Source organism: Aliinostoc maniaoense (genome assembly GCF_058172895.1).
On the sequence record NZ_CP187952.1, the window covers coordinates 4,455,545 to 4,482,339 of the forward strand.

Genomic DNA, 26,795 nt, shown 5'->3' on the forward strand with positions numbered 1-26,795 from the left:
TCTCCCCTTGCCCCCTACACCCCTACACAGCTTGCTCAATTGCTACAATTCTTTCCTGAGATACAAATCCCTCTATCGTTTGCTAGAGGCAGCAATCATCATGATTATCTAAGCTTTTGGTGATTTCAACAAAAGCAAGTTATGCAAGGTTTTCGCTTAGGTTCTATCTTCGGTTTTGAAATCCGAATAGATTTATCTTGGTTATTAATTTTCTTTCTTGTCCTGTGGACTTTAGGCGCAGGTTTATTTCCCACCAATTATCCCGGACTTGATAATGCTACTTATTTTGGCATGGGCATAGTAGCAACATTACTGTTCTTTGCATCATTACTAGCTCATGAGCTTTCCCATTCTTTTGTAGCTAGGTCAAAAGGCATTCCAGTGGAGGGTATTACGCTATTTATTTTTGGTGGCGTTTCCCGCACTCGTATGGATGCAGAACACCCAGGAGATGAATTTCAAATAGCTGTCATTGGCCCTGTTACCAGTTTAATACTATCCGCCGTATTTGGTTTGGTTTGGTATATCGGCCGCAATGCTGGCTGGAGTGTGGTAGTTAATGGTGTCACTTCTTACTTAGCATCTATTAATCTAGCCTTGGCTATTTTTAATATGTTACCGGGGTTTCCTTTAGATGGTGGTCGTGTCTTTCGTTCGCTGGTGTGGAAATATACTGGCAATCTGAAAAAAGCCACACAAATTGCTTCTACTGGCGGTAAATGGCTGGGTTATTTACTAATTGCCCTCGGTTTATTGCAGACATTTGGCGGTGCTGTTCTAGGTGGACTTTGGCTAGTTTTGATTGGTTGGTTTCTTTTTACTGCGGCTGAAGCTAGTTATGAGGAAATCTTGCTGCGTACCAGTTTACAAGGAGTGCGAGCGCGGGAAGTGATGACACCCTATCCCGAAACCGTAGACGCACAGTTAACACTCCAAGAACTAGTAGATAAATATTTTCTCAGTCGCCGTTATCAATCTTTTCCAGTTATGGAAGACAATAAACCAATCGGCATGATTACTTTAAATCAAGTTAAAGATATACCGCGAGAAGAATGGATGTATCGCACTGTTAAAGAAACCATGATTCCTACACAACAGGGTGTAACTACACGTCCAGAAGAACAAATGTCTGAGGTACTCGAAAAAATGCAAACTTCAGGAGTGCGACGAGTTCTAGTCACTCAAGATGGTTTACTCACAGGCATTATCACCGCCAATGATATCGCCAATTGGCTACAGCGACGACGAGAATTTGGTAAAGTCGCTTAATTTAACTAACATTTATCGGTTTATGCACTATAAATCAGCTATTAGTGAAACAGATTTTTAGCCGAAAACTTATTCTCTTTTTCAGGTGCATAATCTGAACAATCTTTAGCATCCTCTGTCATCACAACTGAAGGATTGACAGCACATTTTAAAAAATGGTTGCTAGCATAAAATTTGCATTTCTTACAAGGTAGTTGATGTGATGCTTTAACTGAGGTAATTATCTTATCTTCTAACACACTCCGAATTTTTCGCAGAATTATAAAGAAAATCACCCAGCTAAAAATTAAACCAATAGGGGTTAAAGATATAGCTATCTCAGGAATATCTATATTATTAGTGGGTGATTGCTTAGTTTTAAGTTCACTCCGAGTTGCTTGAGCAACATTCTGATGATGTCTTAATTCTTTTGAAAATAATTCATTAGTAAACATATTACATATCCTTGGCGATATATATCGAGTAATCTGATATTTTTACCAGTTTATTTATCATTTTCTGACAGATATACTTGATATTTCAGCTATGAATCAGGTTTAAAAATAAAATCTAAAAGTCTAAAAATCTAAAGTCAATATCTACCGAAATTGAAATAACTGCTTGAAGATCAATCACTCAATTATATGTTTAACAAAAGAAAATTTCTGCTGTCTCTGCCAATAGTTTTGCTTGGATTTTTTTTGTGGTATATCTAAAGGAATATATTAAAGACTTAATTTTTGTCAACATAGTTTTATGCTAAAATTTTGTAACACAAGCAAGCAAATATCATCTTCAAATAGCAATAAATATTTCCTTTATAAACAAAATTACCGATTTATATTATTAATAATTAGATGTTTTGAGAATTGATTGTTGACGTTATTTAAGTCAGCGTATAGAAAGCAGAAAACAAGGCATGAAGGAGATAATTATCGTCTTTGCTCTGAAAATTGGATAATTCAATTTTTGGAATTATCGAAATATATTTACTTGACTAAAACGCCAAAAAGCTTTAAGTAAAACGACTTGAAAAAAGCAGATTATGTGAAGTAATGTAAAAAGATTAGCATCTAGTTCGTAGTAAGGACTTTAGTCCTCTAATAAGGACTGAAGTCCTTACTACAAACCTTGAATTATTTACACCATTCTACTTATAGCTGTGGAAGTGATTAATTTCAGCTAGACAAAATACGGTAATTTATTGATTAGTCTTGATTTCATTTGCGAGATAAATTTTGAGGTAATAATTTATGTTTCGGTTTTTGCAAAAGACATTTGCTTTGTTGTTGACAGTAATTTTGCTCGTTGCTTGTGGAACAATGCCAATAGCTGAGTCACAGTCTCTCAATACAACCAAAGCTGTTACTAAGTCCTCTTTGCCTGTTGCTTACCCAGATAAAGAGTTAAGTGCTTCTCCTGCCAAATTACCTCCATTACCTTACGATTACACAGCTTTGAGTCAAGCCATTGACGGAGAAACTATGAAACTGCACCATGATGCTCATCATGCTAGCTATGTTAATAACCTCAATGATGCGCTCAAGAAGTACCCCGATTTGCAAAAGAAAAGTGTAGAAGCTTTACTAAGAGATTTGGACAGTGTACCGGAAGATATCCGCACCAAAGTGCGAAATAACGGCGGCGGACATTTAAATCACACTATTTTCTGGCAAATTATGAGTCCTGAGGGTGGTGGGCAACCAACAGGGAAACTAGCGGAAGAAATTAACCAAACTTTTGGCAGTTTCGATGCTTTTAAACAGCAATTTAACGCCGCCGGTGCTAGTCGTTTTGGTAGTGGTTGGGTTTGGTTAGTGCGTAACCCCCAAGGGCAACTGCAAATTACAACTACTCCTAATCAAGATAGTCCCATTATGGAAGGGTTATATCCAATTATGGGGAATGATGTTTGGGAACACGCCTATTATTTGAGATATCGCAACCGTCGTGGGGAGTATTTAAACAATTGGTGGAATGTAGTGAATTGGGAAGAAATTAACAAGCGCGCCGCAGTTAGGGAAAAGCAAAGCTAAATATTCAGTACTGGCGTGGCAAGGCTAAAATAGTGCATTAGAGGTAGGTTTGGTTGAGGAACGAAACCCAACATAAATATCAAAAACTTAACATAGATGCTGGTGTTGGGTTTCCTCGCGTCAACCCAACCTACAATTTTTTTGCAAAATTTTAGGCTTGTCAGTCCACTACAAATTTCAGGTTTGCACTGGTTTTTTATTTGGCTCAAAAGTATCAAAAATTAATATAAATATAATTAAGTTTTGCTTGATAAGTGCATATTTTTATGAAAAATTTGTTAAATCTAAGTTTGTATCTTCAAACTTATATAAACTGATAAATTTATGCAAAAAATCAATTTAGCATCTAATCCTAAGACTCCCTTTTTGGCTCTAATATTGCTGTGGCTAGCTTATGCCTTTTTAGGATGGTATCTGGCGGCGCATCATATTATCTGGTTAGTGGGAGGTTTTGTAGCTTTAATGGCGATCGCAGTAGTCCGTAAAAGTATATCTTGGTTAGAGGGCTTAGTCTCCTTCGGTTCTCAACTGTTAGTTGTGATCTTAGTCTTAAGTATGTCAATTGCCTTAGTTGCTACTTGGTCATTATTGTTTAGTCTTTTTCTCATCCCTGTAGCTAGCACACTTTTAGCTGATTTAGAAATGCGGTTTGCGGGATTTAATAAGATAGATTCTTTTTGGATTTTAACTATGTTAGCTACTGCTGGGCTAGTAGTTGGTGAAGTTGTAGATATTTTATTTTTACCTAGTATGAGATTGTGAACAACTCCAACTAACGAAACTGTTATATAGCACGCGTATTTTATTTTTGAAATATAGGTAGGGGAGGCAAATTCTAGTGTGGCTTTTCCTCCTGCAATATTACCGTTGTTTTAGCAGAGAGAGTACGGCACTTTTTGTTAAAGCTTTGGGTGCGTTACGGCTTACGCCTAAAACACCCTACATATACTACTAAATATACTACATATACTGACAGGGCTTGTATTAAAGTCGCGTTTTTGTCTCTTACTTAGATTGCCTGTTTTGTCAATCATTCTCTAAGTTGTGATCAATCTTACCAGTGATAGAAGCTTTTTTGAGCCGGTTTTTATACGCTTGAAACGACGGAAACTGATGTAAATATAAAAAATGGAAAAGATTTGCTTAGAGGATGATCCAAAATAATTAGAACTACTCCTCACAACTTTATTTTGTCTTTGTCATTTTTAAGTCATATTTTTGACTCAAAATTTAATATATGGGACAGATAAATCATCTATTTTTTGCCGACACAAAATAGATGAGTTCTTTGTCTTACTTACTTACGAGTCACTCAAAAAACTTGTAGTGTAACGTCGTGATTAATTGAAAAATTACCAATTTAGTAATTGAATACTCATGTTTGTAAATCCCTAAAGATTAACCAAAAAGACTTTTAACTAAAACAGAGTCAGAAATTTTTTACTGATACTCTGAAGCCTGAAGTGAGTAAGGAGCAAATGTGAGTAAACCTACAGAAAACATTGTCCTCAACCAAGGACAGGTGAGAAATGTAGCAACACCGAGGCAGTTGTTAAAATTACCAGATGCCGTGGCTTTAATTGTAGGCATTGTCATTGGTGCAGGCATTTTTCAAACTCCAGCTTTAGTGGCGAGTCAAGCCGGAAATGATATTACTGTACTGATGTTGTGGCTAGCTGGTGGTTTGGTATCTGTAATTGGTGCATTGTGCTATGCAGAGTTGGCAACAACCTATCCTGATATTGGTGGGGTGTACTTTTATCTTAAACGTGCATTTGGGGGAGCGATCGCCTTTTTATTTGCCTGGGCGCGGCTAACAGTCATTCAAACTGGTTCTATTACTCTATTAGCCTTCGTATTTGGTGATTATGCCTCGCAATTATGGCGATTAGGTTCATTTTCTACTTCTGTGTATGCCGCCGGGGTAATTACTCTCTTAACAGCCTTGAATCTTTTTGGTTTAAGACAAGGTAAGTGGACACAAAACTTACTATCTCTAGCAAAAGTTTTAGGTTTGTTACTAGTAGTGATGTTTGGGTTGCGTGCCACAGGTAATTCTGTAGTCACACCAGAGCCTACTTCATCAGGTAATTGGGGACTAGCAATGGTATTTGTGTTGCTGTCTTATGGCGGTTGGAACGAAGCCGCTTACATTGCCGCAGAAATTCAAAATCGACAGCGTAATATATTGCGATCGCTACTGTGGAGTATTAGCATTATCACCGCCATTTACTTATTAATCAACTGGGCTTATCTCCAAGGATTAGGATTAGCCAACATGGCGCAATCACAAGCAGTAGCCGCAGATTTAATGCGCTCTGTTGCCGGCGAACCTGGAGCATTATTTATTAGCTTTTTAATTGCAATTTCTACTTTAGGGGCAATTAATGCCACAATTTTTACAGGCGCGCGGACTAATTACGCCCTTGGTAAAGATTTTGCTTTGTTTGGTTTTATGGGACGTTGGCAACCAAACCCCAGCACACCTAGTTCTGCATTGTTGGTACAAGCAGCAATGGCATTAGGACTCGTTATCTTAGGCACATTCACCCGCAAAGGGTTTGAAACAATGGTGGATTATACTGCCCCTGTATTTTGGTTCTTTTTCTTACTTTCTGGCATATCTTTGATTGTCCTCAGAACTAAAGACTCAAACATTACACGCCCATTTCCTGTGCCATTGTATCCACTCACACCCATACTCTTTTGTATGGTTTGTGGCTACTTGCTCTACTCCAGCTTAGTTTACACCAACATCGGCGCAATGGCTGGTGTAGGAGTAGTAGCGACAGGTATTCCCTTTTTGCTTTGGAATCGCTATCAGCAATCAGTTAACAGTTAACTGTTAACAATCAACAATTTAATTGGAGGATATGTAATGAAGTTGCCAAAAATTCTACTGCTCTTAGTCACAGGATTTGGTATTACTAATTTAAGTCTTGCGGGATGCACAAATCAATCATCCAATTTAGAAGCACAAACACAGCCTTCTGTCTCAACATTAACAGGTCAAACTGAAACACTAGCTCCCACAAAACCCCAAGAACGCCCTGCGGATGTTCCCTATGTACCAACACCACAACCTGTAGTAGACGCTATGTTAGAAGTAGCAAAAGTCAATAAAGATGATGTGCTTTATGACTTGGGTAGTGGTGACGGTAGAATTGTGAATACAGCAGCGCAAAAGTACGGTACGAGAGGCATTGGTATAGATATTAGTCCAGAACGCATTCAAGAAGCTAACGTCAATGCTCAACAAGCTGGCGTTACTGAGCGGGTCAAATTTATTCAGCAAGACTTATTTAACACTGATTTAAGTGATGCTACAGTAGTTACACTGTACCTGTTACCTGACATCAATCTAAAGCTACGTCCTAAGCTCTTTAAAGAACTCAAGCCTGGTACTAGAGTGGTATCCCATGCCTTTGATATGGGTGACTGGCAGCCTGAAAAAACATTACAAGTAGATGGTAGAACTATTTACTATTGGGTGATTCCACAACAAATACCAGCTAATTTGCGTTGATTTAGAAGGGTGTAGGGGGTGGGGTGTAGGGTGTAGTGACCCACCTTTAACGACACGCGAAAGTCCCCACCTTCTGGTGCGGACGCTACGCGAACAGCGTACTCGCAAGGTGGGGATGAATAGCGGTTGATGACGATTGCATCTATGACCAAAATCAATCCTCTTGGTTGATAAGGGAATGGATGTATGATAGCGAAGCGTTAGCGAGGCACGAGCGTCGGAATCAACAATCTTTTGCCGGTAGAGATTTGATGTAGTCCTGAATTATTTCTGACATTGATACACCCATATACTTGGCATATTTTTCTATTTTTTCTTTCTCTTTTTTAGTCAATCTTACAATAACTTTTTCTGTTCTAGCCATATTTACCCGATTGTGTGTTACTCTTATTGTATACACAATTAGGTAAACATAAAAGGAGGGAATAAAATCAGTGGCTACAAGACGGATGACTTTCCGGTTATACCCAAATAAGCGAATAGAGCAGTCCTTGCGGTATCACCGAAAGCTTCACAAGGACTTGTACAACTGTGCTATATACAATAGATTTACTCAATATCAAAAATTCAATCACTCTGTTAGTTATTTCGAGCAACAGAATTGTTTACCTGCTTTCAAGGAAGTTTGGACAGAGTACAAACAAATCAATTCCCAAGCTTTACAAGCAACCTTGAAGCGTGTTGATTTTGCCTTTGAACGCTGGTTTAAAGGATTAGGTAAACGTCCTAGATACAAGTCAATTCGACATTATTCAGGTTGGACTTATCCAGCAAAAAGCGGATATTCAGTAGAATCAAATGGTGAAAATGGTTATATTACCTTAGCTAAAATTGGTCGTATTCAGATGCGTGGGTTCGCTAAGTATTGGGGAACTCCAACTACTTGCACAATTGTTTATCGTAATGGTAAATGGTACGCATCTATTACGGTTGATGTTTTAGACCAAGTTCTTAAACCAGATGTTTTACCAACTGGTGCTGTTGGGATAGATTTAGGATGTAAGTCAGCTTTATCAATTACTGATGGTGAGAATCATCAACATATTGAAGCACCAAAATTTTTGAGAAATGCTGAACATCTAATAAAAAAAGCTTCTAAAGATAAAAGGCGAAAACAAGCACCAAATAGAAAGAAAAAAGTTCAAGCTTCTAGAAGATGGAAGAAAGCCCAAAGTAAGGTTAGTAAACTAACTTGTAAAGTTGCTAACCAACGTCAAAATTGGGTTCATCAGGTGACAGCAGAAATAATCAGCAGTAATAGCTTCGTTGCCACTGAAAAACTAGAAGTCAAGAATATGTCTAGTAATGCAAAGAAAGGCAAGCGCAAAAAGCAAAAAGCAGGTTTGAACAAGTCAATACTTGACGTGGGTTTTGGAATGCTACGTAGTACCATCAAGTACAAAGTAGAACAAATTGGTGGTGTGTTTGTTGAAGTTCCAACCAAGAAAGTAAAGCCTAGTCAAACCTGCCCCAAATGCGGACATCAGCACAAAAAGACTCTTGATATTAGAGTGCATAATTGTGCTGTTTGCGGATATCAGCAAGATCGTGATATTGCTGCTGCTGAGGTTATGCTTTACTATGCTCAAGGTAATCTACCGGGGTTTGGAACGAACCTCGCAGTCGCAGAGTCGCCTAGCTCTACCGCATCCCCCAGTCAGCGCAAGCAAGCTGGAAGTATGCGGCAACTGGGGGCAAAGAAGCGACAAAAATTCAACTCTACTGGGGTGGATGTAGAAACTCACCCCTCAACGAAGTAGGGGTGAGTAGTTCATAAGCATAACTTTTGGCAAAATCCCAAATTGGTATGATAGGGTAAAAAGAGGGAAACTCCTAACTAAAAGCGTAAATTCAGAGATTAGTCAGGCAAAAAGTCCTAGAAGCCATCTTTTTACCCCCTGTTAGTACTTTGGAAGAAATAGCAGCAGTTTCTTGAGCTTCATCTGATTTGCTTTCATCTTTGCTCAATTGGAGAGTTGATTTGCTGTGCTTTCCACGATGGATTCGAGAGTAGTAACAGAATTAAGTCCTATGAAAACTCGCACAATCAATCACAAATATCTCCAGCAAATAGAAGCTTGGCAACTCCTCGAAAAATCAATCATTTATTACCAAGGGAAACCCATTGGTACTGTAGCAGCTCAAGATCCTCAATCCCATGCACTTAACTATGACCAATGTTTCCTGAGAGATTTTATTCCCTCGGCTTTGGTATTTCTCATGGAGGGTAAAGCAGAAATCGTCCGTAACTTTTTAGTGGAAACACTAAAATTACAAAGCCATGAGAAGCAAATGGATTGCTTTCAACCTGGTTCGGGGTTGATGCCTGCCAGTTTTAAAGTAGAATGCAATGGCAGTGAGGAATATTTAGTTGCTGACTTTGGAGAACAAGCGATCGCACGCGTTCCTCCGGTAGACTCTTGTTTGTGGTGGATTCTGCTCCTACGTGCCTATGAAAAAGCCACAGGAGACATAGAATTAGCCCGTCAGCCACAATTTCAAGCTGGAATCAAGTTAATTTTGGATCTTTGTCTGGTACATCGCTTTGCCATGTACCCCACCATGTTAGTTCCCGACGGCGCATTTATGATTGACCGCCGGATGGGAGTTTACGAACACCCCTTAGAAATTCAGGTGTTATTCTACGCAGCCATGCGAGCATCTCGTGAATTACTCTTACCAGATGGAGATGGCGGACGCTATCTCGATAAAATTAATACCAGATTGGGGGCTTTGCACTATCACATCTGCAATTATTACTGGTTAGACCTGAAAAGGTTAAGAGAAATTTACCGTTACAAAGGAGATGAATTTGGCAAAGAAGTCGCTAATAAGTTCAATATTTACTCAGAATCAATTCCTAATTGGGTCATTGAGTGGCTACCACAAAATAGCGGCTATTTAGCTGGGAATTTGGGGCCGGGAAGGATGGATTTTCGCTTCTTCGCCCTCGGTAATTTGATGGCAATTTTAACGTCCTTATCCAGCGAAAAAGAATCTCAAAGCATCATGAATTTATTTGTGCATCGCTGGCAAGACTTGATTGGCTATATGCCTGTAAAAATTTGCTATCCAGCCATAGAAGGGTTAGAGTGGCGCATTGTTACAGGGTGTGACCCTAAAAATATTCCTTGGTCTTATCATAACGGTGGTCATTGGCCGGTGTTATTGTGGATATTTACAGCTGCGGCGATCAAAACCGGTAGAATAGAACTTGCCCAAGAAGCAATTGCGATCGCCGAAACTCGTTTAACCCAGGATCAATACCCCGAATACTACGACGGTAACAACGGTCGTTTAATCGGCAAAGAAGCCAGAATCAATCAAACCTGGACTATGGCCGGACTATTAGCCGCAAAGCAGTTTTTAGCTAACCCAGACTTTTTACAACTAGTTAGTTTTGCTGAAAGTTTTGAAGGCTTTGGTTGCAACCTTTAGGGGGGCAGGGGTGCAGGGGGCAGGGGGCAGGGTGCAGGGGGAGACAAGGGAGACAAGAGAGACAAGGGGGACAAGGAGAGAAGTCTGAGCGGAGGTTTCCTCCGATCAGAACTTCGGGGAGACAAGGGAGAAATATTTACCTCAATGCCCGATGCCCGATGCCCGATGCCCCATGCCCAATGCCCCATGCCCCATTATGCTACCGCCGCAAACTCGCTTTTGACACTAGCATATGCCCAATCTAACCAAGGAAGTAAAAGTTCAATATCTGTAGTTTCTACCGTAGCTCCTCCCCAAATTCTTAATCCGGGAGGGGCAGCGCGATAGGGGGCAATATCGTAAGCTACTTGTTCTTTTTCTAAAAGTTTCGCCATTTTTTTGGCGAATTTGGCTTGGTCTTCTGGGCTGAGGCTAGCAAACCCAGCATCGACGATTTTTAAGCAAATGGAAGTACAAGAACGAGTTTCTGGCTTTTCTGCTAGGAAATCAGCCCAATTGCTTTGCTCAACCCATTTGCTGATAGCTGCTAAGTTGGCTTCACTACGATTAATTAAACCAGACAGTCCGCCGATACTTTCTGCCCAAATTAAAGCATCTAGGGCATCTTCTACACACAACATTGATGGTGTATTGATGGTATCTCCTTTAAAAATGCCTTCAATCAACTTACCTTTTTGTGATAGGCGGAAAATTTTTGGTATAGGCCAAGTTGGTTGATAAGTTTCCAGTCTTTCTACAGCACGGGGTGAGAGAACAATTACACCATGTTGTGCTTCCCCTCCTAAAACTTTCTGCCAAGAATAAGTCAGCACATCGATTTTTTCCCAAGGTATATCCATCGCAAATACCGCAGATGTGGCATCACAAATGGTTAATCCTTCCCGGTCATCTTTAATCCAATCACCATTGGGAACTCTCACCCCGGATGTTGTGCCATTCCACAAAAACACAACATCATGGCTAAAATCAACTTCTTCTAAATTGGGTAAGCTGCCATAGGGTGCTTTCATTAAGCGGACATCGGGCAGTTTCAACTCATCTACGACATCTTTGACCCATTCTTGACCAAAACTTTCCCAGGCCAGAATGTCAAGGGGTCTTTGTCCGAGTAATGACCATAACGCCATCTCTACTGCACCAGTATCGGAAGCGGGAACAATACCCAAGCGATAATCAGCAGGAAGACCGAGAATTTGTTTGGAACGTTCAATTACTTCTGCTAATTTGGCTTTGCCATCTTCCGACCTGTGGGAACGACCTAAACAAGCATTTTGCAAATTAGTCACAGACCAGCCGGGATGCTTGGCACAGGGGCCGGAGGAAAAATTAGGATTTTGGGGTTTGATTAGAGTAGGTTGCTCTGACATGGTTGCAGTAGGTGGTATTCAGTAGCTAATAATCATGTAGATACTACATTACCGGATATCTGGGGTGTTGTTGCAAACTTGGTGTTGAGTGTTGACTTTTGTTAGGTTTCTACCAACAGACAAATAGTTAATATTAAAAGTTAACAATAAAAGTATGGTGGCTGAGATGATTAGCGTACTCGCCAAAGTGTCTGTCGAAAACCTAGAAAAATTTGTGGGTGTGTTCTCTACTCGTGGGGCTGATATCCGCAAACAGTACGGCAGTCTGAGTGCAGAAGTATTTAAATCTGTGGAAGCAGAAAATACTGTCTGGGTCTTATTTCAATGGATGAGTCAGGAGAATTTTCAACAGTTCTTAAATGATCCTGTAGTCCAGGAAACAATGAAATCCAGTGGCACAATAGGTCAGCCGGAGTTTATTTTTCTGAATCAAATTGGTCTATTTTCCGCTTAATAGCAATCAGCCCAAAATTTAACTTTTGGGCTGATATTGTCAGATATTATTGATCGTTTCACTTTTTGAGAACTATCTGGAAGGAATTTAAATATCCTGTAATCGTTCTAGCTAAGTTTTGCTGCTGTTTTTTAGTAGTTATTGCTGTTACTTGATACAAACGTCCTTCAGCGACATAGATTCTGGTTCTGGTGATTTTGCCGCCCATGTTAATGTAAGCAAATTCTTTGCCTGGATGACCATTGGAACTGCGAATATTGCGCTGACTAATTAAGTTACTTTTAGTTGTTTTTAACGCCATTGCCTGGGCGTTATTTAATATTACTTGGGGGTTGGTCATTTTGGCGTAACTATGGGGAAATTCGTTATAAACCACGAGATAAACTACTTCTTGCTTGGGTGGCTGGGCAGAAAATATCTCTAGTTCAATTTCTCCCATGTAGGTTTTTTGAATTTGGGATTCCCTTTTAGGTATCCCTGGCATTAATACGGTAAAACCTCCGTCTGGGGCTGTGAATAACTTCCATTGGGGTTGTACTGGCTGATCAACGGGTGGTTTTTTTGGCGACACGGAAGTTTTAGCGGGGACATTCCGAGGTTTGGGTTGACTTGCTTGCACAATCAACCCTCCGCTAGAAATTAAGGTGGCGGCGATTAAGGGGAACAAAACTTTAGGTGTCATAGTTTTGGCATCCGTAGATGCTGATAACACTGATGATGCTGCTGTTATAACCTAGCAGCACACAAAGCCGCACCAATTAATCCGACTTGTTGATTGAGAATAATATGCACCGGGATTTCTTCTAGTAAGGGGCGCATTCTGCCTTTTTGGGTGAAGTTCAACAAAAAGTTACTCTTTTGGATCAAACTCAAGATTTTGGGGGCAATGCCACCAGCAATATATAAGCCGCCGTAGGGTAAGAGTTTGAGGGCAAGATTTCCAGCTTCTGCACCGTAAGCATCGATAAACATTTGTAAAGTTTGTTGAGAGAGGCGATCGCTTCCTGCTACTCCAGCTTTACCAATAGCTGCCCCTGGATCAACGCTTTTTTCTGATTGTCCGGCTTCTTGTTCCCAAGTGCGGACAATTTGGGCGATTTCTGGAGATTCGCTGGCGTGTGTGCGATCGCGCAAAAATTGGTAAATGGCCACAATCCCTTGGCCAGAAACTACCCGTTCTACAGACACACGCTGAATATCATGTTTATCTAGGAGATATTTCAATAATTGAAACTCTAACTCGTTGCGGGGAGCAAAATCAGCGTGTCCTCCTTCCGAGGGAAAAACTTGATAGTAATTACCCTGTTTAATTAAAAATCCTTGTCCTAAGCCAGTACCAGCCCCAATAATCGCAATCGGTGCTTCATTTTGGTGTTTACCGACTTGCAACGTCAACAAGTCTTGTTTCGTTAAACCAAAAATGCCATAACCAACCGCCGCAAAGTCATTAATCAAGGAAATTAGGGGAATACCCAATTCTTGCGCTAGGCGATCGCTTGCTAAAAACCAAGTTAAATTCGTGAGTTTGGCTGTATTATTGACCACTGGGCCAGCGATCGCAAAACACGCTTTTTCCGGTGTCCCTGCGTTGGCTTTGAGTAAAAATTGCTGCACCATCGGCACTAAATCAGGAAAATCTCCACTCTGGTAACTTTCCTCATCAATAGTCTGTAATACCGATGATTCCCCTATTTCCACCAACCGCAAAATAGTCTTTGTACCACCAATATCTCCTGCTAGTAACAACGTCATAAAAATTATCTGTAAGTGAGTTTTGAATTGTGAGTGCTGAGTAATGAGTAATGAGTAATGAGTAATAGTCATTCTCCCTTCCAATGCCCAATGCCCCATGCCCAATGCCCAATCCCCAATGCCCAATTTCAAGCAAAACGAATAACTTCCTCTACCTGAGTTAAATGGGTGGTGTCTCCCTTGAGTTCTAGTAACCATTCTGCTTCTGTGCGGACGACTTTTACTAAAGAACATAAGGAAGCTTTAACTTCGGTTTTGGCAATGTCTCCGACTAAACCCATTGCGCCCCCTAGTACAGAAGCCCCATGTGCTACTAGCAAAATATCATGGGGGAAGTATTCTGATGCCAAACATCTAGCAGTTTGTCCTGAGCGTGCGCGTACCTGTTCATGAGTTTCAGGATATTTGGCAGCAATTTGGGCTGTATAGCTGGTATCAATCCTGGGAAATAATTCTGCTAGGGCTGGTGTTGAGAGTCTTTCGGGTTCTTCTGTCATCCAGGCAGGGTTGAGCCATTCGCTTAGTCCTGTCTCTAGTTTAATGGACAAATCTAAAGCTTCTGCGATCGCATTGGCTGTTTGTACTGTTCGCAGAAATGGGGAAGCAAAAATATGGCTGATTTTTTCTTGTTTTAACCGCCTAGCTAGCTGCTTGGCTTGAACAAAACCATCTTCAGACAGGGGTGGATCATAACGTCGTTCTGCGGTGAGAAACCAATCAGGGTTTACGAAGTCGAGACGGTTGGCGTGTCTAGCGATCCAAACTATTTGAGTCATGGCTTATATTCAGGCAAATCTATTAGCATCCACACAAGGATAGACACCGAAAAAAATAGGTGCAAACCCAATATATGACAAATTTTGTAACTTTTTGTAATAATTAAATATTATTTTTTTAGATAAAAATCACTGTTCGAGTCAGGATGGTTAATTGAGTTTGTGAGTTATTGAATTTCAAATGATTGAATCATTTTTTTAGCTATAGGCAGAAACTTTTCATAATCTTCTATTGTTGCCGTATAAGTAATGACGTATACCTGATCATTTTTCAAAGTCCAAATTTGCAGATTTTTTAACTTAGTTTCTCCAGTTTTACCAGTAAAAACTAATTGATTTGCTCTTTTATTTGCTAGGGTAGCTGTACTTGTCTCTAGAATATTAGCCTCTGATACAGTATTTTTGATTTCTTGAATGAATAAATCTTGAGATTCATCCAATGTTACGGCATATTTACCAACATTAACTGTTAGCTTCTCTTGGAATTGATCACCATCGTTTTCTTTGGGAGCTAAAAATGTCACTAATTCTTGTGTGAGAATATTTTGAATATCTTGTCTTTCCCAACCTTGGGGGTATTTTATCTTTACTCCTGCCTGCTTATCTTGATAAATCAAGAAATTTTTTTGAGAAAAAATTGCTTGCCATAGGAATACAAGCAAGGGAATCATAAGTGTGATTGTTCCTACTCCCAGCCAGATTTTGCGGGTTGGAGATTTGGGAATTATTTTTTCAATAGCTTGTAAAGCTGCATCTGCTGTCTGGTAGCGTTGGCGAAAATCATAACGCACCATTTTGTCTAAAACATTTGCTAATTTAGGGCTGACTTTAACTTGTTTACGCCAATCAATTTCTCCAGTTTTGGGGTGTGTTGGTAATCCTTGAATACCGGAGTTAGAAACATCAAGACCTGTCAAAGCTTGGATACCAATAATTCCCACTGCGTAGATATCACTGCTTAATTTTGGTAATTGATTAGCTTGTTCACTAGGCATATAACCAGGAGTACCAATAGCAACGGTAACACTTGTTTCTCCGTGACTATTAGTTTTTTGAACGCTGATTTGTTTAACTGCTCCAAAGTCAATCAATACTATTTTGCCATCTGCATCTCTGCGTCGAATATTCGCAGGTTTAATATCTCGGTGAATCACCTTTTGCTGATGTACAAATGCTAAAACTTCTAGAATATCTTTTAAAAGTTTGATGACTTCTATCTCAGTCAATGGCTGTTTTAAAGGGGGTAATTCTTGGATAAGATCATGACCGGCAATGAGTTCCTGAACTAAATAAAATTGTTGATTTTCTTCAAAATGAGCCAATAATTGCGGAATTTGGTCATGCTTGCCTAACTTCTCTAAAGTGTCTGCTTCGAGATCAAACAGTCGTTTAGCTTCCTGTAAGGTGTAGGGATCGTTGGAAAGTGGTTTAAAATGCTTAACAACGCATTTTGGTTTGCCTGGTCGTTGTATATCTTGAGCTATGAAGGTTGTACTAAAACCCCCTCCACCTAACTGAGTGAGAATTTGGTAGCGTCCACCGACCGTCTGCCCTAGCATTAAATTTACCATTTTCCCTAAAAGTAATTACTTACTGACTCGTTAATTTTGATTTTTACACATAATCTAATTGGCAATGTTGAACCAAATCAAAAAAAATGACTGTGTTTGCTGGCTCAAATGTAAAATACATTTTTGAATCTCAGTTAACATCCCAAATGATTTGAACGCGAAGGAAAGCTGAGGTTGAGGCTGAGGGGTGCGGAGGTTCAATTAACGTAAATAATATAACGATTATTTTATGAGTCTTAGTCTGTGTATGATTGTGAAAAACGAAGCTCAAGCTTTGCCTAAGTGTTTGAGCAGCGTTAAAAATATTGTAGATGAAATGGTAGTGGTGGATACGGGTTCTATTGATCGTACCCCGGAAATCGCTGAGGAATTTGGGGCAAAAGTCCGTTATTTTCCCTGGTGTAATGATTTTAGTGCGGCTCGGAATGCGGCGTTAAAATATGTGACTAGTGATTGGGTGTTAGTTTTGGATGCAGATGAGACTTTAACACCAGAAATTGTCCCACAGATGCAGAATGCGATCGCACAAGATGAATATTTGTTAATTAATTTGGTGCGGTGTGAAGTCGATGCGGAACAATCTCCCTATTCTCTAGTATCTCGGTTATTTCGCAATCATCCAGATATCCGTTTTGACCGTCCCTATCACGCCTTAATTGATGATAGTGTGGCGGCTATCGTGGAAAAAGAGCCAAGTTGGGAAATCGGTTATTTACCAGGGGTAGCGATTCTGCACACAGGTTATCAAAAAAGTGCGATCGCTCAAAATGATAAACACGCCAAAGCTCAAGCAACAATGGAAGGGTTTTTGGCAACTCACCCCCATGATCCTTACGTTTGCAGTAAGTTGGGGGCTTTATATGTGGAAACTGGCAAAATTAACCAAGGGATTGAGTTATTGCAACGGGGAATTAACTCAACCCAGAAAATTCACAATAGTAAGTATGAGGATAATTACGAAGTTTTATACGAACTCTATTATCATTTAGGCATTGCTTTCAGTCGCTTGAATAATCCTGAAAAAGCCATTTCTCATTACCAAACTGCAATTAAGTTACCTATTTATCCCATACTCAAGTTAGGCGCATACAATAATCTTGGTAACTTACTCAAAGCAGCCGGAGATGTTAACGGTGCAAAAAAGGCTTATGAAACAGCATTAAAAATTGACCCTCAATTTGCTATTGGTTACTACAATTTAGGGATGATATTCAAAGCCTTGGGAATGTTTACAGATGCGATCGCAGCTTATCAAAAAGCGATTCGTTTTAAACCCAAATATGCTGAAGCTTATCAAAATTTAGGGGTTGTACAGCTAAAAGTCGGCAATGTTCCAGCCAGTGTCACCGCTTTTAAAAATGCCATTCTCCTCCATGAGCAAAACAACCCCTCGGAAGCTAATAGACTGCGGCAGGGGTTGCGAGAAATGGGGCTGATTTGATTAAGACGGCAAGGGGGCAGGGGGCAGGGTGTTGGCTTTGATGAGATTTACCTATTCTTTATTCATACAGTTTTGGTGTCATCTAATGAGTAATGAGTAATGAGTAATGAGTAATGAGTAATGAGTAATGAGTAATGAGTAATGAGTAATGAGTAATGAGTAATGAGTAAATACCCATGACTTAGACTTATTACTTGTTACTTCCAAGAACGCGAAAAATAACTTTTCCCACTGCAAATTTTAGTCAGCCAGGAGAAGAAAGGATTGTGTATGAATTTTTAACCCCTGAAAAGGTACAAACTCAACACCCTACTCAACAACTGCCTCAACGGGGTTTTATGACTCAGAAATTAGGGGTAACTTTGGTAAATAAGACGCGATATACTGGTTCACCTTTGTTTTGCGTGGCAATTTCTCGTTCTGTCGGGACTGATAGGGGGTTATCTTCTAGCCATTCTCCTGTACCGACTTTTTGAAAATGGGGATTTTCTGTAAAGCGATCGCGCATTTCTTCTGCTATAAATTGCATATCTGATTGCAAGAATACTACTCCTCCCACTGCTAAGTATTCGGCTAAATCTGCCACTAATTCTGGTTGTACTACACGCCGTTTAGCATGACGAGTTTTGAACCAAGGATCGGGAAATTGAATAGTAACTCGCTGTAAAATCCCTGCGGGTAGAGAAGATAACAGCACTTTTAATGAGTTATTCGCATTACAAAATAAATAATGGAGATTTGTTAAACCTAGTTCAGAACGCAATCTATTCGCTTCTATGACTAAGGGTTCTCGAATTTCTAAACCAAGAAAATTCCAATTTGGTTCTGTCTGCGCCATTTGTAACACAAATCTTCCTCTAGCACAGCCAATATCTAAATGTAGTGGCTGGTGTAAATTAGCATAAATTTTTTCCCACTCGACTGGTTTGACTGGTTGTTGATACTTCTGCGCTAGGGGATTAACGTGCTGACGGACGCGGATAAATGCCAAAATTGTACTCCTTATGTTTTCGTTATTAGGGAACACCTCCGGGGCGGGGTGTGGGGTGTAGGGGAAAGAATTGGAGATTTTAGATTTAAATCCAAAATCCAAAATCCAAAATTGAATTATCCGATCCCCGATCCCTATGTATAAAAATATTAAGATAAGCAATCCTACGCAGCTTGACAAAGGAAAGGTTATACTTTTTAAAAAAGTGTGCTTTAAACTACCGTTTTTTATAATTTTTGCAAATCAATGGTGCTAAATTTTCGCTTTGCAGTAGTTAGTGATTTACACATCGCGCTGCCTCACACCATCTGGGATCATCCTAGTCGCTTTCATTTAGTGGAAGTGAGTATTCCAGCCTTTGAAAGTGCCATACAACATTTAACACAACTTGATTTAGATTTTATTTTACTGCCAGGAGATTTAACACAACACGGTGAACCAGAAAATCACATTTGGTTACAAAAAAGGTTATCTAAATTGCCTTTTCCTGCCTATGTTGTGCCTGGTAATCATGATGTTCCGGTGTTGATGGCGAATCAGCAATCAATTGCCTGTGCTGATTTTCCCAGTTATTACCGCAAGTTTGGTTATGAAAATACCAATCAACTTTATTACACACAAGAGTTATTACCAGGAGTGCGGTTAATTGGTTTAAATTCTAACTGTTTTAATGACCAGGGTGAACAGGTAGGACGTTTAGATCCTCAACAGATGAGATGGTTAGAACAGGTACTAGCAGCCGCTCAGGATGAACTAGTATTAGTCATGGTGCATCATAATGTCGTTGAGCATTTACCTCATCAATCCCGCCATCCTATGGCCAATCGTTATATGTTGGCAAATGCCCCAGAAGTATTACAGCTACTCCGACGCTATGGAGTGAGACTAGTATTTACAGGTCATTTACACGTCCAGGATGTTGCCTGTGACCAAGGTGTATATGATATTACTACTGGTTCTTTAGTCAGTTATCCCCATCCTTATCGGGTTTTAGAGTTCCATCGAGATCAACAAGGAAAAGAATGGCTGCAAATCTTATCTCATCGTGTAGAGTCAGTACCTGATTTTCCTAATTTGCAGCATTTATCAAAACAATGGATGGGCGATCGCTCTTTTCCTTTCTTAGTAAAATTACTGAGTTTACCACCATTAAATTTACCAGTGACCCAAGCTCAAGAACTAGCTCCCAGTTTGCGTGATTTTTGGGCAACAATTGCCGATGGCGATGCCTTGTTAGATTATCCCCATTTTCCCCAAAAAGTGCGCCATTACATTCAAACTTATAGCGCGATCGCTCACACTGGCACACCTAGTTTTATTGACAATAACAGCACCTTACTATTAGAAAAAACTCCTGACTCATACAAGCTGTAAACCTCACCACTCCTGCTGTCGGCAGATCCCAAACACAGAGGTATAGCCGTGTAAAAAAGTCCTACCGCCGATAGGGCCGATTTCTCCCCCACAAAAAAAGCCACCGATGGGGATATCAGAGAGATAACGGCGAAATAACTCAGAATCAAAATTGGGTTTGCCGTACAATCCTTCACCACGGCCTACACAGGAGAACATTAAAGCACCAACAGCAGGATAATTTAATCTTGATTGTTGTTGATACCGTTCTAGGAGGAATGCTAAATCATCGGCGGAGGCTTGAGCATCCCGCAGGTGAAATTGCAGACGTTGACCAGGACGGACAAGATCACCAATAGCGATCGCGCCTCCAGATGGATCTACTCCTAAAATCGTGCGAATTAAAAAATCACCAGGCTGTAAAGACAGTTTAAATTCATCCATTGCCACCCCCACAAACAATGAATGCTGTGCCAAGGTGCGTTCCTCATCACTCAGGCTAGAAATCAAATCTCGCAGCACCATCAAAGGGACTTGCTCATCTATTTCCAAAATAATATTGCGTTCAGCCTTGGTAACTTGCACCGGCTGACCAATCGGTTTACATCCTTGTGCCACAATCGTCTCTAACACAATATTGCCACTCAAGGCTAAACCCAACGTCCCTTCACGATATAAACTCTGGTTGATGCCACTGCGACTATCATGGGCAAACAATGCCAAACGACCAGCAAAACCCCCAGCCGTTGCTTGTCCCCCCACAATCACTGAACCAGGATAAGCAAAATCTAACCCCTGTAATAAGTCGTTAATTCCTGAAGAAAAGGCACTAGAAAGCACAATAAACTGGGGTGTTGGCGATGGTGATACACCAATTAAGTCTACCCAAGCATCTGGAGAACTATCTAAATCAGGTAAATCGTCAGCCACAACATGAAAGACTTGCAAATTTACCCCTGGTAAGTGAGCCAAAGTTAAGCTCAAAGCTGCTTCTGCTTCCAGTTCTTCCGTTTCTCCACCGAGGCTAGTACCAATTACACCGCCACCGCTACAACCAATTAATACAGGTACAGATAATTTTTCTGCTAACAAAGGTAAAACTCTAGAATACTCACTCGCAAACGCAGATGAAATAAACACTAACCCTAAATCCGCAGGTGCTGTTAACGATGAGACAGTCCGTTCTACTACATCTGCTATAGCTGCTTCTAAGGAAGGACGGGTTGATAGGGCATTTGCCCACTGCATTTGATCTGCCATGTTTTTGGGGCTGGGGTTTGTTTTGTCGCTGATTAAGTTTTTTATACTAGGTTGAGGATGGGAAAGGAGCAAGTTTGTTGAGAATTGCAAATACTGACTCTAGAAATGTGTCTGTGGTATGGTAACAGAGTGCGACCTGTTAGGATATTCTTGGTTTGTGTCAACTTTACCATGTTGAGGTAACTTTGGCGTTTGCGCTACATATACGCTTTGAAAATACCGAGTGTTTGGGTTCTGCTTCTCATCGAGAATACTGTATTGTTAAGTTTTTGCACTCCTGATCTATAAAATCTTAAAAGATAAATAGCAATTTGGTATAGAGTCTACAGATTGTTGTAATTGTTATCGATACATCAAACTACAAAATTAGCTGTATCAGTTAATTAGGTACAATGGTGATTGATAGAACACAAGAATAGCAATTTTTGTCACTTTTCTATACTAGGACTAAAGATCACACAACGAGAAGAAAACAATGACTGATACTCAAGCCAACAACATTCAAGATCAAATTCAACAAGAAGTAGAACAAGCCCGCGCTGTCTGTGATATTAACGGCAGCAACTCCGCAGAGTGTGCTGCTGCTTGGGATGCGGTAGAAGAACTACAAGCTGAAGCTTCCCACCAACGCCAAGATAAAAAGAAAAATTCTCTAGAACAGTACTGCGACGATAACCCAGAAGCAGCTGAGTGCCGAGTTTACGATGAATAACAGTTATTCAGTTAAATCTTGATGAAACGGCACATCAGTTGGTAGTAGGCTAAATATAAGCGGACATCTATCCGCCAATATCAGCTTTCTCCACTGTTCACATACAAGCAACCAGAAGCTGTGGACAAATATTTCTCACCCGTGAGGAGACTACATCTCTACATTGATAATCATAAAGAGTCATTGGTTGCTAATGCCACTAACTCTTGAAAGATGAAGAATGTTTGAGACTTATTCCCCTCGTAGCAATATTGTGAATTGTCCTGAAACTCTCTCTAAATTTGCTACAGTAGGTGCGAAATATTCATGCTCACACTCTGCGAGTTGCTTGTTTTTTTCTCTGGTGTGAACGGATGAGTGTTAATGCTTAATTGCAAATTATGAATATAGTTAATGCAATATATTGATTATTGAGCCTTTGACGGGAACTATGCAAAATGACGTTTGGTTTCGCCAGTTTGTCTGGATTGACTACAGACTGGCCGTACTATTCCTAGTGATTATTCCTTTAATTATTTTGACTTGGGCTTATGTCCAAAAAGTAGAAGGAATACAGAGACTATTAATAATTTACTGGCGAGTCTCTAGTTTGTTGGCTATCACGGTTTACTTGATGATTGCTCAGTACCCAGTTAGTTTTATTTCTGGTTTGATAGGCTTGATTCTGATTCCCACGTCGCTCTGGTTCTGGGTTGATCTTAACGATGAAATTGAGTATTTACCCAGTACACCTTTAAAGCTGACTTTTAACTCTTGGAGATGGGCTATAACTCTTTATTGCTTGTTAGGAGCAATAGCATTCGTACCTTTTTTGGGTTGTGCTTTTTCTAGCACTGCGATAAAAACCCCTGAGTGTTTAGTTTGGTTTGAAGCTCCATTACTGTTTAAAGAGTATTTCCATCACAACAGTAAACACACCTTTTTAGGTTTTCTAGGCATAGTTGGTTTAATAATGTATGTGCTTTACTTAAGCTACTTTGTCCTGGTGAAGTTGGGCAAGCAGGGACGCTCGGCTACACAACAGTAAACAGCACTGAGTAACAACTGCTGAGTGCTGACTGTTGACCATTAACTGTTTACTGTTTAGTGTTAAAAATGAGTTCCATTGGCAAGCGATTAGAACAATACACCATCAAACGTCCGCAAGAAGTCTTACTAGTGACAGTAGAAATTGCTGATGAGCAAGATAAAGTAGCAATTTTCAAAGGGTTTTCCAGTTCTTTAATGCGTTCGACTGCATTTGATCCTGAAATTCCAGTCATTCCCGATGATGCAAAAATCCTTACCATTGACCGTATAGCTAGCCCTTATAATCCTGAAGCTCCCCGTTATATTGAACGACAAATTTCTTGGGAAGCTATGCAGGGTATTTTGGCGGAGGTAGGGGTGTAGGGGAGGTAGGGAGCAGGGGGCAGGGAGATGAGGGAGACAAGGGAGACAAGGGAGACAAGGGAGTTAAATTAGTCAACAGTTATCAAGTGACTGTTTACTGTTGACTCATAACTGTTAAATGAGTAATGATTAATACCCATTACTCATTACTCATTACTCATTACTCATTACTCATTACTCATTACTCATTACTCATTACTCATTACTCATTACTCATTACTCATTACTCATTACTCATTACTTATTACTTATTACTCATTACTCATTACTCATTACTCATTACTTATTACTCATTACTCATTACTCCAAAAATAACTCATAACTGATGACTGCTTCTGGATACACTTTACCTGTTTTTGCTTGTGCGGCGGCTGTGGCGGCTTTAGGTTGGTTGCGTGAGCGTCAATCTTTAGAGGTGGTAGGAGTTGATTTGATTACACCTGCACAAATAGCACAAATCCCGATAGAACAGGTAGCAGGGTTATCTGAAAATATGGCTTTGGCAATTACTCGCTCTGATCCTGGTGATAATCTGGATTTGACTAAAAATACCCCTGTTTGGGCGTTGGTGTCTTGGGGAGGGGTTGGTGATGAGCAAGTAACTATTCAAGGTGGGGAGGGTATTGGTAAACAAGTCAATGCCAATAATCATCCAGCGATTTATGGTTATGCACGGCAGTTGATGCAAGCAAACTTGTCTCGATTACTCGCACCTACAGAAAAAATCACGGTGACAGTGATCTTACCAGAGGGGCGATCGCTTGCTGGTCGTACTTCTAATGCTGCTTTTGGTGTAGTTGAGGGATTGTCTTTATTGGGAACATCGGGTATTTCTCAACCCTTGAGTACTCCTGAACAGTTAAATACTTTTCGGACTGAATTACAACGAAAAGCTAGTGTTTTTGAAAGTCTAGTATTTTGCATTGGGGAGAATGGTTTAGATTTAGCCCCAAAAGTCGGTATTAACCCTGAGAAATTGGTAAAAACTGCTAATTGGTTGGGGCCGATGTTAGTAGAAGCGGAACTTTTGGGTGTTAAAGAAATCTTATTGTTCGGCTATCACGGTAAGTTGATGAAATTAGCGGGGGGGATTTTTCACACCCACCATCATTTAGCCGATGGGCGACGAGAGATTTTAACGGCTCACTGTGCTTTAGCAGGTTTAGATCAAGAAAATATAGACATAGTGTTTCATAGCCCGACTGCTGAAGCTGCCCTTAAACACTTAAGAGCCTTAGATAGTTCTAGGGGTAGTGATTGGGTAAATCAAGTTTATGGCGCGATCGCTGATACGATTGATCTACGCTGCCAAGAATATCTCCACAGCCATAGCACCAAAGAGAAGATGATTACAGTCTGTGGCTCGATTTTGTTTGACCGCGATCGCCAAATTATCGTTAAAAGCAAAACTGCTTGTAACTTAATGGGAAATCTATGTTAACTTATTATGAATAATCATAAATAAATTCAATAAATAACTTTTTCAGTAAGCACCCTAGGGTAATTTATACCTTTTAATACCTTGGATATTGCCTCGACAGACGTTAGTTATATAGCGTTTGTGACAGTTCACTCTACTCTTTGCTGACTAACCAGGCAGCAAAACCGTACATCTGACAAGAGTAATCATCTACATCTAAACTGCACTTCCCTAATTATGAATACAGTGGTGACTCTACCAACCGAACAAGCCCCTCAAGCAGTAGAAGAGTTTGGGAAGCTTGAGCGTCAAATCATCATCATTTTAGACTTTGGTTCTCAATATTCAGAACTAATTGCCCGACGCATCCGCGAGACTCAAGTATACTCTGAAGTTTTGTCTTATCGCACGCCAGCTGAACAGTTACGAAAACTCGACCCCAAGGGAATCATTCTTTCTGGCGGCCCCAACTCAGTATATAGTCCTGGCGCACCCCATTGCGACCCGGAAATCTGGAAATTGGGAGTTCCCATCTTGGGTGTTTGCTATGGTATGCAGTTGATGGTAAATCAACTGGGAGGAGAAGTAGCCCAAGCTGACCGGGGTGAATATGGCAAAGCATCACTGTATATTGATGACCCTACAGACTTATTAACGAATGTCGAAGACGGCACTACTATGTGGATGAGTCACGGTGACTCAGTCACAAAAATGCCCCCAGGGTTTGAAGTTTTAGCCCATACAGAAAATACTCCCTGTGCTGCTGTTGCTGACCACGAGAAAAAACTCTATGGTGTCCAGTTTCATCCTGAAGTTGTGCATTCCGTCGGCGGTTTAGCCTTAATTCGCAACTTTGTCTATCACATTTGTGAGTGTGAACCCACCTGGACAACAGCAGCTTTTGTAGAAGAAGCAATTCGAGAAATTCGCGCCAAAGTTGGTGATAAGCGGGTACTGTTGGCTTTATCTGGGGGTGTAGACTCTTCTACCTTGGCTTTTTTACTACATAAAGCCATTGGAGATCAACTCACTTGTGTATTTATCGACCAAGGCTTTATGCGGAAGTATGAGCCGGAAAGGTTGGTGAAATTATTCCAAGAACAATTTCATATTCCTGTAGAGTATGTTAACGCGCGCGATCGCTTCCTGAAAATGATGGAGGGAGTGACAGACCCAGAAGAAAAACGCCGCCGCATCGGTCACGAATTTATTCAGGTCTTTGAAGAAACATCTAAACGTCTTGGCCCCTTTGACTATCTAGCACAAGGAACTCTCTACCCAGACGTAATTGAATCTGCTGATACCAACGTTGACCCCCAAACCGGGGAACGGGTAGCAGTAAAAATTAAGAGCCATCATAACGTCGGTGGTTTACCCAAAGATTTACGTTTCAAGTTAGTCGAACCTCTGCGGAAACTTTTTAAAGATGAAGTCCGCAAAGTCGGACGTTCTATCGGTCTGCCGGAAGAAATTGTCCAACGTCAACCCTTCCCCGGCCCCGGTTTAGCAATTCGTATCTTAGGTGAAGTTACATCTGAACGGTTAAATATTTTACGTGATGCTGATTTGATTGTCCGCCAAGAAATCAACCAGCGTGGTTTGTATCATGAATACTGGCAAGCATTTGCTGTTTTATTACCAATTCGTAGTGTTGGTGTCATGGGTGATCAACGCACCTATGCTTACCCGATTGTATTACGGATTGTCAAGAGTGAAGATGGCATGACAGCAGATTGGGCGCGTGTCCCTTACGATGTGCTGGAAGTGATTTCTAACCGCATTGTGAATGAGGTAAAAGGGGTGAATCGCGTGGTGTTTGATATTACCTCTAAGCCACCTGGAACTATTGAGTGGGAATAGTGTAATTCGTAATACTCGCAAAGCGAGAAGCAAGCTACGTAATTCGTAATTCGTAATTTCACTTTCAATACGGTGGGTTTAATACCGTTTCTTGATGTAGCTTGCCTGGCGTAGCCATAGATGCACTTTATTCTGCACTGTAGAGACGTTGCATGCAACGTCTCTACATTATTTATTTGGCGCAACTTCATAGAGAAT

At 40.4% G+C, this 26,795-nt stretch carries 26 protein-coding genes; 17 read left to right on the plus strand and 9 right to left on the minus strand.

Features of this window, described 5'->3' with window-relative positions; all coding sequences use genetic code 11:
- Positions 1-141 precede the first annotated feature (141 nt).
- Complete coding sequence (locus ACPZ3T_RS19250; RefSeq protein ID WP_490271067.1) at positions 142-1,269, plus strand: site-2 protease family protein; 1,128 nt, start codon at positions 142-144, stop codon at positions 1,267-1,269.
- 41 nt (positions 1,270-1,310) lie between these two features.
- On the opposite strand, the gene ACPZ3T_RS19255 is transcribed toward ACPZ3T_RS19250, so the two are convergent.
- Complete coding sequence (locus ACPZ3T_RS19255; RefSeq protein WP_490271068.1) at positions 1,311-1,703, minus strand: hypothetical protein; 393 nt, start codon at positions 1,701-1,703, stop codon at positions 1,311-1,313.
- A 798-nt stretch (positions 1,704-2,501) separates the two neighbouring features.
- On the opposite strand from ACPZ3T_RS19255, the gene ACPZ3T_RS19260 reads away from it, so the two are divergent.
- From ACPZ3T_RS19260 to ACPZ3T_RS19275, 4 genes are all read left to right on the plus strand, one after another.
- On the plus strand, positions 2,502-3,284 hold the full coding sequence (locus tag ACPZ3T_RS19260) for a superoxide dismutase (RefSeq protein ID WP_490271069.1): 783 nt from the start codon (positions 2,502-2,504) through the stop codon (positions 3,282-3,284).
- Between the two features lie 324 nt (positions 3,285-3,608).
- Positions 3,609-4,046: a hypothetical protein gene (locus ACPZ3T_RS19265; RefSeq protein WP_490271070.1), complete on the plus strand. Its 438-nt coding sequence runs from the start codon at positions 3,609-3,611 to the stop codon at positions 4,044-4,046.
- Between the two features lie 718 nt (positions 4,047-4,764).
- A complete protein-coding gene (locus tag ACPZ3T_RS19270) occupies positions 4,765-6,126 on the plus strand; it encodes an APC family permease (RefSeq protein ID WP_490271071.1) in 1,362 nt (453 codons plus the stop codon).
- A 36-nt stretch (positions 6,127-6,162) separates the two neighbouring features.
- On the plus strand, positions 6,163-6,810 hold the full coding sequence (locus ACPZ3T_RS19275) for a class I SAM-dependent methyltransferase (RefSeq protein ID WP_490271072.1): 648 nt from the start codon (positions 6,163-6,165) through the stop codon (positions 6,808-6,810).
- Positions 6,811-7,033: 223 nt separating this feature from the next.
- On the opposite strand, the gene ACPZ3T_RS19280 is transcribed toward ACPZ3T_RS19275, so the two are convergent.
- The gene (locus ACPZ3T_RS19280; RefSeq protein WP_490271073.1) at positions 7,034-7,174 is read right to left on the minus strand and encodes a DUF6290 family protein; all 141 of its coding nucleotides are present in this window, start codon (positions 7,172-7,174) and stop codon (positions 7,034-7,036) included.
- A 70-nt stretch (positions 7,175-7,244) separates the two neighbouring features.
- Here ACPZ3T_RS19280 and ACPZ3T_RS19285 point away from each other — a divergent pair, with 70 nt between their 5' ends.
- The 3 genes from ACPZ3T_RS19285 (at position 7,245) to ACPZ3T_RS19295 (ending at position 10,493) form a co-directional block, all read left to right on the plus strand.
- Positions 7,245-8,570 carry an RNA-guided endonuclease InsQ/TnpB family protein gene (locus tag ACPZ3T_RS19285; RefSeq protein WP_490271074.1) on the plus strand — a complete coding sequence of 442 codons (1,326 nt, stop codon included), beginning with the start codon at positions 7,245-7,247 and terminating at the stop codon, positions 8,568-8,570.
- A 271-nt stretch (positions 8,571-8,841) separates the two neighbouring features.
- On the plus strand, positions 8,842-10,248 hold the full coding sequence (locus ACPZ3T_RS19290) for a glycoside hydrolase 100 family protein (protein WP_490271075.1): 1,407 nt from the start codon (positions 8,842-8,844) through the stop codon (positions 10,246-10,248).
- Positions 10,236-10,493, plus strand: a complete 258-nt coding sequence (locus tag ACPZ3T_RS19295; RefSeq protein WP_490271076.1) for a hypothetical protein — start codon at positions 10,236-10,238, stop codon at positions 10,491-10,493. The genes ACPZ3T_RS19290 and ACPZ3T_RS19295 overlap by 13 nt, the downstream gene beginning before the upstream one ends.
- On the opposite strand, the gene ACPZ3T_RS19300 is transcribed toward ACPZ3T_RS19295, so the two are convergent.
- The gene (locus ACPZ3T_RS19300) at positions 10,443-11,615 is read right to left on the minus strand and encodes a phosphoserine transaminase (protein WP_490271077.1); all 1,173 of its coding nucleotides are present in this window, start codon (positions 11,613-11,615) and stop codon (positions 10,443-10,445) included. The two genes, ACPZ3T_RS19295 and ACPZ3T_RS19300, sit on opposite strands and share 51 nt — an antisense overlap.
- 154 nt (positions 11,616-11,769) lie before the next feature.
- Here ACPZ3T_RS19300 and ACPZ3T_RS19305 point away from each other — a divergent pair, with 154 nt between their 5' ends.
- Complete coding sequence (locus tag ACPZ3T_RS19305) at positions 11,770-12,069, plus strand: antibiotic biosynthesis monooxygenase (protein ID WP_490271078.1); 300 nt, start codon at positions 11,770-11,772, stop codon at positions 12,067-12,069.
- A 58-nt stretch (positions 12,070-12,127) separates the two neighbouring features.
- Here the strand turns inward: ACPZ3T_RS19305 and ACPZ3T_RS19310 are convergent, their stop codons facing one another.
- The 4 genes from ACPZ3T_RS19310 to ACPZ3T_RS19325 all read right to left on the minus strand — a co-directional run bounded on the left by ACPZ3T_RS19310 (position 12,128) and on the right by ACPZ3T_RS19325 (position 16,156).
- Complete coding sequence (locus tag ACPZ3T_RS19310; protein WP_490277282.1) at positions 12,128-12,751, minus strand: hypothetical protein; 624 nt, start codon at positions 12,749-12,751, stop codon at positions 12,128-12,130.
- Between the two features lie 44 nt (positions 12,752-12,795).
- A complete protein-coding gene (locus ACPZ3T_RS19315) occupies positions 12,796-13,821 on the minus strand; it encodes a glucokinase (RefSeq protein ID WP_490271079.1) in 1,026 nt (341 codons plus the stop codon).
- Between the two features lie 128 nt (positions 13,822-13,949).
- A complete protein-coding gene (locus ACPZ3T_RS19320; protein ID WP_490271080.1) occupies positions 13,950-14,597 on the minus strand; it encodes a histidine phosphatase family protein in 648 nt (215 codons plus the stop codon).
- A gap of 167 nt (positions 14,598-14,764) precedes the next feature.
- Positions 14,765-16,156, minus strand: a complete 1,392-nt coding sequence (locus tag ACPZ3T_RS19325) for a protein kinase domain-containing protein (protein WP_490271081.1) — start codon at positions 16,154-16,156, stop codon at positions 14,765-14,767.
- A gap of 241 nt (positions 16,157-16,397) precedes the next feature.
- Here ACPZ3T_RS19325 and ACPZ3T_RS19330 point away from each other — a divergent pair, with 241 nt between their 5' ends.
- On the plus strand, positions 16,398-17,609 hold the full coding sequence (locus tag ACPZ3T_RS19330) for a glycosyltransferase family 2 protein (RefSeq protein ID WP_490271082.1): 1,212 nt from the start codon (positions 16,398-16,400) through the stop codon (positions 17,607-17,609).
- Positions 17,610-17,952: 343 nt separating this feature from the next.
- On the opposite strand, the gene trmB is transcribed toward ACPZ3T_RS19330, so the two are convergent.
- Positions 17,953-18,600 (minus strand): tRNA (guanosine(46)-N7)-methyltransferase TrmB, encoded by a 648-nt coding sequence (gene trmB, locus ACPZ3T_RS19335; RefSeq protein ID WP_490271083.1) that lies wholly within the window; start codon positions 18,598-18,600, stop codon positions 17,953-17,955.
- A 246-nt stretch (positions 18,601-18,846) separates the two neighbouring features.
- Here trmB and ACPZ3T_RS19340 point away from each other — a divergent pair, with 246 nt between their 5' ends.
- Positions 18,847-19,974 carry a metallophosphoesterase family protein gene (locus ACPZ3T_RS19340; protein WP_490271084.1) on the plus strand — a complete coding sequence of 376 codons (1,128 nt, stop codon included), beginning with the start codon at positions 18,847-18,849 and terminating at the stop codon, positions 19,972-19,974.
- Between the two features lie 3 nt (positions 19,975-19,977).
- Here the strand turns inward: ACPZ3T_RS19340 and ACPZ3T_RS19345 are convergent, their stop codons facing one another.
- On the minus strand, positions 19,978-21,213 hold the full coding sequence (locus ACPZ3T_RS19345; RefSeq protein WP_490271085.1) for an FIST signal transduction protein: 1,236 nt from the start codon (positions 21,211-21,213) through the stop codon (positions 19,978-19,980).
- 475 nt (positions 21,214-21,688) lie between these two features.
- Here ACPZ3T_RS19345 and ACPZ3T_RS19350 point away from each other — a divergent pair, with 475 nt between their 5' ends.
- From ACPZ3T_RS19350 to guaA, 6 genes are all read left to right on the plus strand, one after another.
- Positions 21,689-21,925 carry a Calvin cycle protein CP12 gene (locus ACPZ3T_RS19350; protein WP_490271086.1) on the plus strand — a complete coding sequence of 79 codons (237 nt, stop codon included), beginning with the start codon at positions 21,689-21,691 and terminating at the stop codon, positions 21,923-21,925.
- 430 nt (positions 21,926-22,355) lie between these two features.
- Entirely contained in the window at positions 22,356-22,952 is a 597-nt protein-coding gene (locus ACPZ3T_RS19355) for a DUF3177 family protein (protein ID WP_490271087.1), read from the plus strand.
- Positions 22,953-23,020: 68 nt separating this feature from the next.
- A complete protein-coding gene (locus ACPZ3T_RS19360; RefSeq protein WP_490271088.1) occupies positions 23,021-23,317 on the plus strand; it encodes a DUF7734 family protein in 297 nt (98 codons plus the stop codon).
- Entirely contained in the window at positions 23,275-23,421 is a 147-nt protein-coding gene (locus tag ACPZ3T_RS19365; protein WP_490271089.1) for a hypothetical protein, read from the plus strand. Before ACPZ3T_RS19360 ends, ACPZ3T_RS19365 begins: the two co-directional genes overlap by 43 nt.
- A gap of 221 nt (positions 23,422-23,642) precedes the next feature.
- On the plus strand, positions 23,643-24,758 hold the full coding sequence (cbiD, locus tag ACPZ3T_RS19370; RefSeq protein ID WP_490271090.1) for a cobalt-precorrin-5B (C(1))-methyltransferase CbiD: 1,116 nt from the start codon (positions 23,643-23,645) through the stop codon (positions 24,756-24,758).
- 216 nt (positions 24,759-24,974) lie between these two features.
- Positions 24,975-26,597, plus strand: coding sequence for a glutamine-hydrolyzing GMP synthase (gene guaA, locus ACPZ3T_RS19375; protein ID WP_490271091.1), 1,623 nt, complete (start codon positions 24,975-24,977; stop codon positions 26,595-26,597).
- Positions 26,598-26,795: the final 198 nt, after the last annotated feature.